10 protein-coding genes are annotated in these 12,803 nt (G+C 73.1%); 7 read left to right on the top strand and 3 right to left on the bottom strand.

Annotated features, from left to right (window positions below):
- Positions 1–51: 51 nt before the first annotated feature.
- On the bottom strand, positions 52–1,137 hold the full coding sequence (locus ACQPZW_RS35425) for a zinc-dependent alcohol dehydrogenase (RefSeq protein WP_433790357.1): 1,086 nt from the start codon (positions 1,135–1,137) through the stop codon (positions 52–54).
- A complete protein-coding gene (locus tag ACQPZW_RS35430; protein WP_433790358.1) occupies positions 1,130–2,104 on the bottom strand; it encodes a Gfo/Idh/MocA family protein in 975 nt (324 codons plus the stop codon). The genes ACQPZW_RS35425 and ACQPZW_RS35430 overlap by 8 nt, the downstream gene beginning before the upstream one ends.
- Before the next feature lie 149 nt (positions 2,105–2,253).
- On the opposite strand from ACQPZW_RS35430, the gene ACQPZW_RS35435 reads away from it, so the two are divergent.
- The 7 genes from ACQPZW_RS35435 to ACQPZW_RS35465 all read left to right on the top strand — a co-directional run bounded on the left by ACQPZW_RS35435 (position 2,254) and on the right by ACQPZW_RS35465 (position 8,777).
- Positions 2,254–3,249 carry a glucosyl-3-phosphoglycerate synthase gene (locus tag ACQPZW_RS35435; protein WP_433790359.1) on the top strand — a complete coding sequence of 332 codons (996 nt, stop codon included), beginning with the start codon at positions 2,254–2,256 and terminating at the stop codon, positions 3,247–3,249.
- Positions 3,246–4,346: a glycosyltransferase gene (locus ACQPZW_RS35440; RefSeq protein WP_433790360.1), complete on the top strand. Its 1,101-nt coding sequence runs from the start codon at positions 3,246–3,248 to the stop codon at positions 4,344–4,346. Before ACQPZW_RS35435 ends, ACQPZW_RS35440 begins: the two co-directional genes overlap by 4 nt.
- Before the next feature lie 80 nt (positions 4,347–4,426).
- Complete coding sequence (locus ACQPZW_RS35445; protein ID WP_433790361.1) at positions 4,427–5,167, top strand: ATP-binding protein; 741 nt, start codon at positions 4,427–4,429, stop codon at positions 5,165–5,167.
- Positions 5,164–6,138 (top strand): chemotaxis protein CheB, encoded by a 975-nt coding sequence (locus ACQPZW_RS35450; RefSeq protein WP_433790362.1) that lies wholly within the window; start codon positions 5,164–5,166, stop codon positions 6,136–6,138. Before ACQPZW_RS35445 ends, ACQPZW_RS35450 begins: the two co-directional genes overlap by 4 nt.
- A gap of 21 nt (positions 6,139–6,159) precedes the next feature.
- Positions 6,160–7,107, top strand: coding sequence for a CheR family methyltransferase (locus tag ACQPZW_RS35455; protein WP_433790363.1), 948 nt, complete (start codon positions 6,160–6,162; stop codon positions 7,105–7,107).
- A complete protein-coding gene (locus ACQPZW_RS35460; RefSeq protein WP_433797717.1) occupies positions 7,104–7,997 on the top strand; it encodes a PAS domain S-box protein in 894 nt (297 codons plus the stop codon). Before ACQPZW_RS35455 ends, ACQPZW_RS35460 begins: the two co-directional genes overlap by 4 nt.
- A 159-nt stretch (positions 7,998–8,156) precedes the next feature.
- Positions 8,157–8,777, top strand: coding sequence for an ATP-binding protein (locus ACQPZW_RS35465; RefSeq protein WP_433790364.1), 621 nt, complete (start codon positions 8,157–8,159; stop codon positions 8,775–8,777).
- 26 nt (positions 8,778–8,803) lie between these two features.
- On the opposite strand, the gene ACQPZW_RS35470 is transcribed toward ACQPZW_RS35465, so the two are convergent.
- Positions 8,804–9,940, bottom strand: coding sequence for a SigB/SigF/SigG family RNA polymerase sigma factor (locus ACQPZW_RS35470; protein WP_433790365.1), 1,137 nt, complete (start codon positions 9,938–9,940; stop codon positions 8,804–8,806).
- Between the last annotated feature and the right edge of the window lie 2,863 nt (positions 9,941–12,803).

Consider the following 12,803-nt stretch of genomic DNA (forward strand, 5'->3'; position numbering starts at 1 on the left):
CAACGGTACTTCATTTCGCCGCATCTCAGGCGCCGGACTCCCGGCGGACCGTCAGAACGTGATGACCGCCTGCAACTCCTGCCGCCGGCGCTGTGCCAGATCGGTGAGCAGCGCGGGCGCCTCATCGAACGGGACCAGTGCGGTGACCAGGTGTTTCCGGACGGCGTCACCGTCGACACGGAGCAGGTCGAGAGTGGCCGCCGAGAGACGCTCCCGGTCCCACGCGTGGGCCAGGCCGCGCGGCACCCGGCCGATCTGCGCGCAGCGTACCCCCAGGCCGTTGTGGTGGAACTCCTCGCCGAGCCGCACCGCGTCCGCACCGCCGGGGTAGAAGGCCAGGTCGATCACCGTGCCCTGGGGGCGCAGCAGACGCAGCGCCAGGTGCAGGGCGGCGGCCTGGCCGCGGCACTGGAAGACCACGTCGGCGCCGCGGTCGGCGTCGGCGTGCCGCCAGCGGGTCTTCAGGACCACCGCCGGATCGTCCGCCTCCGGGTCGAGGGTCTCCAGGCCCAGCGCCTCGGCGACCGCGCGTCGGGCCGGGGTGGGGTCGACGACGACCACCGAGGCGGCGCCGTGCCGCCGGGCGAACAGTGCGGTGAGCAGGCCGACCACGCCGGCGCCGACGACCGCGACCCGCAGGCCCGCGACACCGTCGGCGAGCGAGCGGACGGCCGGGCCGAACCGGTCGGCGGCCGCGTGCAGCAGGCCGTTGGCGCAGATCGGGCCCATGTGCGCGACGTAGACGCCGAGCACCGGGTCCAGGTCGGGCGGCAGCGGCACCACCCGGTCGCGCAGCGGGTCGGCCGGATAGCCGGTGCGGTGCCCGTAGGTCATCGCGACGACCGTACCGTCCGGGAAAGCGCTCGTGCGGCTGTCCTCGACCCGGGCCACCTCCATGTAGCCGAGGCGGGTCACCGGCCAGGCCTGCTCGGGCGGGGCGCCGAACAGCCCCAGCACCGGGTCGAAGCCGGCGTGCAGGGCCGGGTTTACACCCTTGACAAAGGTCAGCTCGGTGCCGGCGGACACCCCGCTGAACAGGGTGCGGGCGTGGAAGCCGGCCTCCGGCACGTCGCCGTCGGCGATGTGGGCGATCTCGACCCGGCCGGGGGCGGCGACGATCAGGTTGCGGTCAGGCACGGACCGCTCCGGGGGTCACCGCACGGCCCTCGGCCGCGGAGAGCGCGACGGCCAGAGCGAGCTCATGGGTACGGAGCGCCTCAGCGTACGGCACCCGGATGTCGTCCTCCTCGCCCCGGACCGCACGGACGAACGCCCGGTCCACCCCGACGTGCCCGTCGGTGGGCTCGCAGCGGACCGTCTCGACGCCGTCGCCGTCGCGGATCACCAGCTCGGTCTCGGTCAGCGACAGGGCCAGCCCGTCGGCGTAGACCTCCAGCCCGGCCCGGTGCTTCCAGCCGAGCACGCAGGTGGCGGCCAGGGTGCCGACCGCGCCGCTCGCGAACCGCAGGATCGCCGTGGTCGCCCCGTCGACGTCGGCGCCCTCGACCGCGGGCGGGGTGCCGTTGCCGTAGGCGGCCACCTCGTCGACCTCGCCGGCCAGGTGCCGGGCCAGGTCGAGGACATGTGCGGCCTGCTCGACGACCGGGCCGCCGGAGCGACCACCGATCGGCCACCACGCGACCGGTGGCGTCTTGTCCAGCCAGGAACCGGTGATCAGCCGGACCGGACGGCCGGCCAGCACCTCGCGGGCCCTCTCCACGACCGGGAGGTAGCGCCAGTGGTGGCCGACGGCGGTGAGGACCTTCCCCGTCTCGACCAGTGCGGCGATCTCAGCGGCCGTGCCGTGGTCGACGGCGATGGGCTTCTCCACGAACATCGGCAGGCCGGCCGCGATCACGGCCCGCTCGGTGTCGCCGTGGGCGAACGGCGGGACACACAGGTAGACCGCGTCGGGGGCCGAGTCGAGCAGGGCTGCCGTGTCGGCGTACACCTGCGCCCCGTGCTCGTCGGCGAGTCGCCGTGCCGCCTCAGGCACCACGTCGGTCACGCCGCTGACCTGGACACCCGGCAGCCCGGAGAGCACCCGGGCGTGCCGGGCCGCCACCCCGCCCGCACCGATCAGGCCGATCTTCGTCGTACTCATCCGCTCCCCTGTCGCCGCATTTGTCGGCAGTCCTGTAACCGGCTCTCCGCACCGCAAACATGGCCTACGTCACGTTCGGGCCAGATTGATCGGCGCCTCTGAGGGAATGCAGCCCGCGCAGACAAGATCGTGAAAATGGGGGTAAGCCGATGTGGCCTTCGCACACGACCGTCTCGCCGGTCGTCGAGGCGTGGACGACCTACCGCACCGGCCATGCCGGCCGATGGAGCGCCGAGGGGCTGGCCGCCGCAAAGGGCCGGACCACGGTGAGCGTGGTCATCCCGGCCCGCAACGAGGAGGCGACCATCGGCGCGATCGTCGCGACGATCCGCCGTGAGCTGATCGAGCGGGTGCCTCTGGTCGACGAGATCGTGGTGGTGGACTCCCGCTCGTCCGACGCCACGCCGCTGGTCGCCCGACGGGCCGGCGCCCGGGTGGTCAGCCAGGACCAGGTCACCCGGGGACTGCCGCGGATGGAGGGCAAGGGCGACGCGCTCTGGGCCGGGCTCGCGGCCAGCACCGGAGACGTGGTCGCCTTCGTCGACGGCGACCTGCACGACTTCTCCGCCCACTTCGTCACCGGGCTGCTCGGGCCGCTGCTCACCGACCCGTCCGTCGAGTTCGTCAAGGGCTTCTACCACCGGCCGCTGACCGGGACGGCGAGCGTGGAGACCGACGGCGGCGGCCGGGTCACCGAGCTGGCCGCCCGCCCGCTGATCAACCTGTTCTTCCCGGAGCTGGCCGGATTCGTGCAGCCGCTGGCCGGCGAGTACGCGGGACGCCGCCGCACCCTGGAGAGCATCCCGTTCGTCTCCGGCTACGGCGTCGAGATCGGCATGCTGATCGACCTGGTCGACCACGTCGGCCTGGACGCCCTGGCCCAGGTCGACCTGGGCGAGCGCAAGCACCGGCACCAGGGCACCGAGGCACTGGGCCGGATGGCCGCGCAGATCATGGTGACCGCCTGGTCGCGGATGCACCGCCGCGGGCTGGTCCCCGAGGCGCTGCCACCGTCGACGCTGCTCACCCAGTTCCGCCGGGGCGGGGAGGCGCTGCCCAACCTGGAACGGCAGATCGCCGTCACCGACACCGCCGTCACCGAGCGGCCGCCGCTGGCCACCCTCGAGCGGGCGGTGGCCGCATGAGGGTTCTGATGAACGCGGGCCCCTGGCTGCCGGTGCCGCCCGCGGGGTACGGCGGGATCGAGAACGTCATCGCCACCCTCGTTCCCGAGCTGCGCAAGCTCGGTGTCGAGGTGGTCCTGGCGAGTGTCGGGGAGAGCACGATCGAGGCCGACGGCCGGGTGTCGGTGTTCGAGCGCGGGCAGTTCGGGCAGATCCAGCGGCCCTACAACCAGGCGGTCGGAGTGGTCCAGGCGCACCAGCACGCGGTGACCCGGGCGATCGCCGGCGGCGGCATCGACCTGATCCACGACCACGTCGAGGCGGCCGGGCTGGTCACCGCCGCGGCCCTCGGCGACGGCGCGCCACCGGTGCTCCATACGCTGCACTGGGACCTGCACAAACATCCCGAGCTGTACGCGACGTTCGACGGCGGCGACCGGGTACGGGTGAACGGCGTCTCGGCGTCGCAGCTGGCCCGGGCCCCGGAGGCGCTGCGCCGGCACGCGATCGGGCACGTCCACCTGGCCACGCAGCTGGCCGCACAGCCCGCCCCGGAGGTGAGCCGCGGATCGTACGCCGTGGTCCTGGGCCGGATCTTCCCCGGCAAGGGGCAGGACCTGGCGGCACGGCTGGCGCACGAGCACGGGTTCGACCTGGTGCTGGCGGGGCCCGTCGGGCCGTACCGCAATGCCGCCGAGCTCGCCCTCGCCGACCGGGAGAATCCGGACGTGCGCTTCTGGGAGGAGAAGGTGGCGCCGCACGTCGACGGCGTGCGGGTGCGGTGGGTCGGCACGGTGACCGGCCGTGACCGTGACCTGCTGGTGGCCGGGGCCCGCGCCGCGCTGTTCCCGCTGCGCTGGGAGGAGCCCGGCGGCACCGCCGTGGTCGAGTCGCTGGCCCTGGGCACACCGGTGGTCGGCATCGCCCGCGGCTGCCTGCCCGAACTGGTAGAGGACGGGCGGACCGGCCTGCTCACCGACGACGAACAGGCGCTGGGCGAGCTGGTCGCCAAGGCGGGAGCCCTCGACCCGGCGGACTGCCGGGCGGAGGCGGAACGCCGGTTCACCCCGGCCGTGATGGCATCGGAGTACCTGCGTCTCTACGAACGGCTGCTCTGACGTTTGCCCCGGCCGGGCACCGGGCAGTTGTCTGCCTGACGCCCGGCCGGGCGTCGCCCGGACCGGCGGAGGGGGCGCAATTGCCCAGCCAACTCGTCTGCCGGCCGGAGCGGAGCCTCCCGGTGGCCGTCCTGCGGGTCAGCGGCACGCTGGACCGCGAGACCGGCGGGGCCCTCGGCGCCGCGGTGCGCCGCAGCCTGGCCGTGCAACCGGTGAAGGTCCTCCTCGACATGAGCCGGTTGAACGTCGGCGACCCGGTGGCCGTGTCCGGGCTGGGCGCCGTGATCTGCCAGGCCGAGGAGTTCCCGGCGGTCCCGATCGTGATCTGCGGCGCCGACCCGCGGACCCGCGACGCCCTCGCCGGTGACCGGGACTGCGCCGGGCTGGAATATGCCGACGACTGCGACAAGGCGCTCGCCACCGCCGAAACCGAACCGGGCGGGCCGACCGTGCGCGTGCGGCTGCGGCCGGTCCCGGAGTCCTGCCGCCAGGTCCGGCACCTGGTCGTCCAGGCCTGCGCCGCGTGGCAGCGCGCCGATGTGACGGCCACCGCCACCCTGATCGCCACCGAGCTGGTGGCCAATGTCGTCCGGCACGCGCACACCACCATGGAGTTCACCCTGGGCCTGCGCGGCGACCGGCTCGTCCTGGCGGTCCGGGACGGTAGCCGCCTGATGCCCCGCGCTCTCGACCCGGCCGTCACCGACGCGGGCGGGCGCGGGTTGCACCTGGTCCGCGACCTCACCGACGCATGGGGCGTTCTTCCGGTCACCGACGGTAAGGTGGTGTGGACGCAGTTCACCACCGGAGCGGCCATGTGACGACCGAGCACCGCGACCTGATCGCCGTCGGCGCGTCCGCCGGCGGTGTGGAGGCCCTGCGTGCCCTGGTCAGGGGTCTGCCACCGGACTATCCCGGCGCGCTGCTCGTGGTGCTGCACGTGCCCCGCTCCGCGCCGAGCGCCCTGCCCGGCATCCTGTCCCGCAGCGGCCCACTCCCGGCCGGCCCGGCCCGCGACGGCGAGCCCGTGCAGGCCGGCCACGTCTACGTCGCCCCGGCCGACCACCATCTGCTGCTGCACGACGGGCATCTGCGGCTGAGCCGCGGGCCCGCCGAGAACGGTCATCGCCCGGCCGTCGACCCGCTGTTCCGCTCGGTGGCCCGGGTCGCCGGACGGCGGGCGATCGGCGTGGTGCTCTCCGGCGCCCGCGACGACGGCGCGTCCGGGCTCGCGGCGATCGCCTCCCGCGGCGGGACGACCGTGGTGCAGGAGCCCGCGGACGCCCTGCAGCCGTGGATGCCGCGGGCCGCGCTGGAGGCGGTGACACCCGACCACGTGGTCCCAGCGGCCGAGATCGGTCCGCTGCTGGCCGCCCTCACCGCGACGCCACTGGCGCCCTCCCCGGCCTCCAGGCCGGATCCGTTGCTCGATGCGGAGGTCGCCATGTCCGAGCTGTTCCCGATGACCAGCGACCAGATCGCGGCGCCCGCGGGGTTCGGCTGTCCCAGCTGCGGTGGCAGTCTCTTCCAGATCGACGGCAGGCCCGTGCCCCGGTTCCGCTGCCGGGTCGGTCACGCCTGGTCCCCGGAGACCCTTCTGGACGAACAGGCCGAGGTTCTCGAGAGCGCGCTCTGGATGGCGTTACGGGCCCTCAAGGAGAAGGCGGAGCTGAGCCGCCGGATGGCCGTCCGGGGCCGTGAGCACTATCTGAGCGCCGCGGAGGACGCGGAGGCGGCGGCCGGCACACTCCGCGAGCTGATCGCCCGTCTCGGTGCCATGGCCGCGAGCTGAGATGCGGTAGCGTTCCGGTTCGTGCAAGAGACCGACCCGCACTTCGAGGCCCTCCTGGTCTACCTCAAGGAGTCCCGCGGCTTCGACTTCACCGGCTACAAGCGGTCCAGCCTCATGCGACGGGTCAACCGGCGGATGACCCAGGTGGATGCGGCCGGCTACCAGGATTATCTGGACCATCTCCAGGTCCACCCGGACGAGTTCACGGCGCTCTTCAACACCATCCTGATCAACGTGACGGCGTTCTTCCGCGACGCCGACGCCTGGGACTATCTGCGGGCCGAGGTGCTGCGGCCGATGATCGAGGCCAAGCCCGCCGACTCGATGATCCGGATCTGGTCGGCCGGGTGCGCGTCCGGCGAGGAGGCGTACACGCTGGCCATCTTGCTGGCCGAGATGCTCGGCTTCGACCAGTTCAAGGATCGGGTCAAGATCTACGCGACGGACGTCGACGAGGAGCAGCTCAACGAGGCCCGCCAGGCGTCGTACGGTGAGCGCGAGATCCAGGACCTGGACCCCGAGCTGGTCGAGCGCTACTTCGAGCAGATCAACGGGCGGTACACGTTCCGTAAGGACCTGCGCCGCTCGGTCATCTTCGGCCGCAACGACCTGGTGCAGGACGCCCCGATCTCCCGGATCGACCTGCTCACCTGCCGCAACACGCTGATGTACTTCAACGCCGAGACGCAGGCGAAGATCCTCGGCCGGTTCCACTTCGCGCTCGCCGAGACCGGTGTGCTGTTCCTCGGCAAGGCGGAGATGCTGCTCAGCCACAGCAGCCTGTTCACCCCGATCGACCTGAAACGGCGGGTCTTCCGCCGGGTCCCGCGGCTGTACGCTCCGCCCGGCGTGGTGTTCGCCGATCCGCCCCGGCCGGCGCCGGCGGCGTCACCGGCCTCGACGAGCTGCGCAACGAGGCGTTCGCGGCCAGCCCGCTGGCCCAGCTCGTCCTCACCTCAGACGGGCTGATCGCGTGCTCGAACCGGCACCTGGAGAAGATGTTCGGGGTGTCCTCGCGCGACATCGGCCGTCCGTTCCGCGACCTGGACCTGTCCTACCGGCCGGTCGAGCTGCGCCGCTACATCGAGCAGACCCAGCTGGAGCGCCGCACGCTGCGGGTCACCGACGTGGAGTACCCCCGCGGTTCCGACGTCGTCCACCTGATGGTGCAGATCAGCCCGCTCAGCGGCGCCGACGGCAGCCTCCTCGGCGTCAATCTGATCTTCCACGACGTGACCGCGTCCCGGCGCCTGCAGGACGATCTCGAACACGCCAACCAGCAGCTCGAGGCGGCGTACGAGGAGCTCCAGTCCACGAACGAGGAGCTGGAGACCACCAACGAGGAGCTCCAGTCGACCGTCGAGGAGCTGGAGACCACCAACGAGGAGCTCCAGTCCACGAACGAGGAGCTGGAGACCATGAACGAGGAGCTCCAGTCCACCAACGACGAGCTCCAGAGCATCAACGACCAGCTGCGGGTCAGCACCAGCCGGCTCGACGAGGCCAACGCCTTCCTCGAGACGGTCCTCACCAGCCTCCAGGCGGGCGTCGCCGTGGTCGACCCCGACCTGCGGATCCGCATGTGGAACCGGCACGCCGAGGACCTGTGGGGACTGCGCCCCGCCGAGGTCATCGGGCAGCACTTCCTCAACCTCGACATCGGGCTGCCCATCGACATGGTCCGGCCGCTGCTGCGCGGCGCCCTCGACGCCGACGGTGAGTCCGGGGAGATCCGGCTCGAAGCGGTCAACCGCCGTGGGCGCGCGATCACCGTGCGGGTGGCGTGCACGCCGCTGCGCAGCCGCGACGGTGACCCGGGCGGGGGCGACGGGGCCATCATCGTGATGGAGACGGCCTGACGTTTGCCAGCCGGCCGGCGGGGAAACCGCCAGTCCTCGGGAAGGCGGTGCCATGACGGTCCGGTGTGAGGTGAGCGGCGACGGCGGAAACCTGGTGGCCACACTGTCCGGCGAGCTCCGGCTGACCGACAGCGCCCGCCTCCGCGAGCAACTGCTCAAGTGCCTCGCCGAGCAACCCGACGCGCTGCTCGTCGACGTGTCCGGACTGCGGGTCGTCCAGCCGCTCGCGCTCTCCCTCTTCCGGGTGGTGCTGCGGCAGGCCGCCCGCTGGCCCGGGACGCCGATCCTGATCTGCGCGCCCGGCCCGAGACCCGGGAGCTGCTGTCCACCGCGGCCGGTCACACCCTGCCGCTCTACGACAGCGTCGCCGCGGCCCGCACCCATCTGCACGACGATCGCCGGACCGTGCCGTCGATCAGCGAGGTACTACTGCCCGTCGCCGGATCCACCCGCCACGGCCGCGACGTCGTCACCGAGGCGTGCGCCCGCTGGGACCTGCCCGACCTCGTCGCGCCCGCCAGCATCATCGTCACCGAGCTGATCGCCAACGTCGTCGACCATGTGGGCAGCATGATGACGCTGCGGCTGTCGCTGCGGCGGCGCTACCTCAACATGGCGGTCCGGGACGGCTCGCCGCAGCCGCCGGTCCCGGCGCTCGGCATGTCACCACAGGCCGCCGGCGGGCGCGGACTGCTGCTGGTCAACGAGCTCACGTACAGCTGGGGCTACCTACCGTCGACCGGCGGCAAGGTGGTCTGGGCGGCGCTGCGCCGGACCTAGACGACGCGGTCCGTCACCGTCCGCGATCAGGGCCGCCGCAGCACACCGGCGAGACCCGACACGGCCAAGATCCTCGCGACGTACGGCTGAGCGCCCGTCACACCGAACTCGACCCGCGCCGTGGCAGCGGCCTGAACGGCGTCCAGCAGCACCGACACGCCCGCCGCGTCCACCAGCGGAACAGCCGTCAGATCCACCACCACCGCCGGCACGCCCTTCCCGGTGATCGCGTGCCGCAGCCCGATCCGCAGCCGGTCCGCGGTGTCCCGGTCGACCTCGCCGCGCACCCGCACCACCAGAACGTCGCCCTCGCGGGCCACCGACACCTGCATGCCCGACCGGGTGCCCCGCGACTCGCCCTCCCAGTGCGGCGAATCGTCGCTGAGCATCGCCTGCCGCAGCCACGTCAGCGCCCGGCTCAGCAGCCGCGACACGTGCATCTGCGAGATGCCCAGTTCGTCGGCGATCTCCGCCTGCGTGCGGTTGCCGTAGAAGCGCATCGCCAGCATCCGGCGCTCCCGGGCCGGCATGCGCATCAGCAGGTCGGTGACGGTCAGCTTGTCGGTCACCGACTCCAGATCGGTGTCCACCCCGCCCAGCAGGTCACCGAACTCCATCGCCCCGTCCTCGGCGACCGGCGCGTTCAACGACGCCGGCGAATAACCGGCGGCCGACTCCACGGCCTCCAGCACCGCGGCCTCCGGCACACCGAGACGCTCGGCCAGCTCACGGGTCGTCGGCGTACGGGCCAGGGTGCTCGTCAACAGCATCGAGGCGTGACCGACCTCCAGGCTCAGATCCTGCACCCGGCGCGGCACGTGCACGCCCCAGGTGCGATCCCGGAAGTGACGCTTCAACTCGCCCGAGATGGTGATCACCGCGTAGGCCGTGAACGAGCCGCGCTCCGGATCGTACCGATCGATGGCCTTGACCAGTCCCAGCCGGGCGACCTGCTCGAGATCCTCCAGATACTCGCCCCGGCCACGGTAGCGACGGGCGAGCCGCCCGGCGAACGGCAGACAGTAACGGATCATCTCCTCGCGCAACGCCTCAGCCTGTGTGGGTATGGCGCCCTCCCGGCGATCCGCGTAGGCGATCGCGGCCGCGTCGAGATCCTCCAGCACGTTCTCGGCCGAATCCCCGACCTGACCTCGCGAGGGCATGTCACCCCTTCCGGAAGCGATCCGGGGCGATACCGGCCTTCCCGACACCCGCCCCGCCATCGGAACCTACTGCCCGTTCCCCACCCATCCCAAACCCGTCCACCCGAACCCGGCCGCCTCTCCCCGGTCCCGTCCACCGCCACCCGGCACCGCGCCCGTACCCGCCGTCACGCCTTCGACCAGGAGCGATGCGGATGGGCGAGTGGTCGTACGGCTCCCGTCCAGGGTCTCCCGCCGGCACCCGCCGGACGTGCCGGACATCCGCGACTTCAGCCCAAAGCGCGACACCCTCCCGCCCGTTCCCCGCCGTCGGCGGACTAGGGAGCTTCAGCCGCCACAGGGTTCGGGGCGGCTCGGCTGCTGAGCCGTCACGGCTGTGGGCGACGGCCCGGAAGGCCACTGGGTGCGGACGATGGATCTTCCAGGACCTCCGGTGCGGGGGCGGACGAGGACGGGCGGGCCACGGCCGCTGGGCGGGACGGGAGCCCGGACGGGGCGTTCTGTTCGTCCGACGGGGCGCCGTCGGCAGAGCGGGCGGGCGGCTGACCGCCGGTCGGAGACGGTGCGTTGTGCTGGCCCATGTCCGGAGCCTGCAGCGGTGAGCGGGCCGCGGCGGGACGCCCGCCGGCGTCAGTCGGCGGCAAGGGCGCGTTGTGCTGACCCATGTCCGGAGCCTGCAACGGTGAGCGCGTCGCCGCCGGCGGACCGGGATTGTGCTGACCCATGTCGGGCGCCTGCAACGGCGACCTCGCCGCCTGCTGGCCCCCCTCAGAGGCCTGCGGGGAACGCGGCGCGTTGTGCTGACCCATGTCCGGAGCCTGCAACGGCGACCGCGCGGGCGGCTGACCCGCACCGGAGGCCGGGGAGGGACGCGGCGCGTTGTGCTGACCCATGTCCGGAGCCTGCAACGGCGACCGCGCGGGCGGCTGACCCGCACCGGAGGCCGGGGAGGGACGCGGCGCGCTGTGCTGGCCCATGTCCGGGGCCTGAAGTGGCGACCGGGCAGCCTGCTGGCCCATGTCGGACGCCGGCGCGCTGTGCTGGCCCATGTCCGGAGCCTGCAACGGAGAACGGGCGCCGGGCTGCTGACCGCCGGCGGGTGGCGACGTCGGAGCGTTGTGATGACCCGGTTCCGGGGACTGCGGTGACGGCAGGGACGGTGGCTGACCCCCGAGGGCCGCGGATCGGGCGTCCGCGGAGGGCGCGCCGGAGTGCGGGGCCGGCATGCCCGGCGGAGGCAGGGCTCCCGCCTGGTCCCGGGGGGCGGGCGATGGGGGCGCTCCGAACGTTCCCGGCATCGGCGGCAGGGCGGGCGGCTGGGGCGGCCGGGCCGAACGCGTGAAGCGGGGCGCGTCGAGTGGGCTGTTCTGCTGGCTGTAGAGCGGCGGCCGCCGCATCAACTCGTCCACGTCGTCGGAGGGTGGTGCGCCCGGGGTGGGCATGCCACCGAACGGTCCGGTGGGCGGCGGAGCTCCCGGCCCGGGTGTCACCGGCACGGACGGCATCAATCCGGTGGCGTCGAGACCGCCCGGCACACCCGGAGAAGCCCCGGCCGCAGCGGATCCGCCGGGGAAACCGCCGCCGGGGACAGTGCCGTTCCGGCCGCCGGCCTGGTCCGGAGGGCTCTGCCCGAAGCCGCCCTGAGCGGCCGCGCCCGGACCGAAACCCTGGCCCGCCGAATCCTGACCCGATCCACCCTGCCCGCCGAACCCACCTGAACCGGGCCCGCCCTGACCGTGAAGGCCCGATCCACTCGACCCACCGAACCCGCCCGAACCAGGCACACCCTGACCGGGAAGGCCGGAACCGCTCGGCTCAGCGAACCCGCCGGAACCCGGCACGCCCGAACCGGGAAGGCCTGAACCGTAACCGCCCTGGCCCGCCGCGCCCTGACCTGCTCCCCCGGTGCCGTAACCGCCCTGGCCCGCCGCGCCCTGACCTGCTCCCCCGGTGCCGTAACCGCCCTGGCCCGGAGCACCTTGGTATGAAGCACCCGGCGCGCTCGCGCCATGATCCCCTTCGCCCTGACCATGCGCGTGCTGGCCCGAAGCGCCCGGAATGCTTGAAGTGCCCGCTCCGTAACCTCCTTCGCCCTGGCCTGATGGGCTCGGGCCCGGGGCGACCCACCCGTGAGCGCCTGGAGCTGGCGTGCCGTAGCCGCCTGTACCGGCATCGCCCGGCATGGCGGCGTCCGGCCGCATGCCGGCCTGACCGAACGGAGGACCGACACCAGGGCCGGACGCAACCCCGCCGGGAGCGAAACCACCCGAGGAGATGCCACCCGGAGCGGATCCGGGCGGAAGACCACTGCCGGGGAATTGATCGCCGCCGCCGGCGGGGTCGCCGCCCGGGAACTGTCCGCCGGAGAAGGCGCCGCCCTGGGCGCTTCCGGGGAGGCTGCCGCTGCCGGAACCCGGGAAAGCGGGCCTCGCACCCGGGCCGTCCTGCTGGCCGCCACCCGGATAGGCACCGGGGACGGACGCGAACCCGGCAGCGCTACCGGGAACCGAGGCGGTTCCCGAGACGGAGCCGGTTCCGGGAGCACCCGGGAACGAGGCCGCGCCAGAGGGAGCGCCCGGGAACGGGCCGCCGCTTTCGGAGGGAGCGCCTGGGAACGGGCCGCTCCCGGAAGGAGCGCCGGGGAACGGACCGCCGCTTCCGGAAGGAGCACCCGAAAACGGGCCGCCGCTTCCGGAAGGAGCACCCGAAAACGGGCCGCCGCTTCCGGAAGGAGCACCTGAAAACGGGCCGCCGGTTCCGGAAGGAGCGCCTGGGAACGGGGCGCCGCTTTCGGAGGGAGCGCCCGGGAACGCGGCCGGCCCGGGCGCGAACGATGCACCGGAGCCTGGTGCGCCCTGCTGAC

Source organism: Actinoplanes sp. CA-252034 (assembly GCF_050956125.1).
Taxonomy (GTDB): Bacteria; Actinomycetota; Actinomycetes; order Mycobacteriales; family Micromonosporaceae; genus Actinoplanes.

Coding starts and splice junctions, on each gene's coding strand:
- ACQPZW_RS35430 (WP_433790358.1), bottom strand. CDS start 2,104: ATGAGTACGACGAAGATCGGCCTGATCGGTGCGGGCGGGGTGGCGGCC.
- ACQPZW_RS35435 (WP_433790359.1), top strand. CDS start 2,254: ATGTGGCCTTCGCACACGACCGTCTCGCCGGTCGTCGAGGCGTGGACG.
- ACQPZW_RS35440 (WP_433790360.1), top strand. CDS start 3,246: ATGAGGGTTCTGATGAACGCGGGCCCCTGGCTGCCGGTGCCGCCCGCG.
- ACQPZW_RS35470 (WP_433790365.1), bottom strand. CDS start 9,940: ATGCCCTCGCGAGGTCAGGTCGGGGATTCGGCCGAGAACGTGCTGGAG.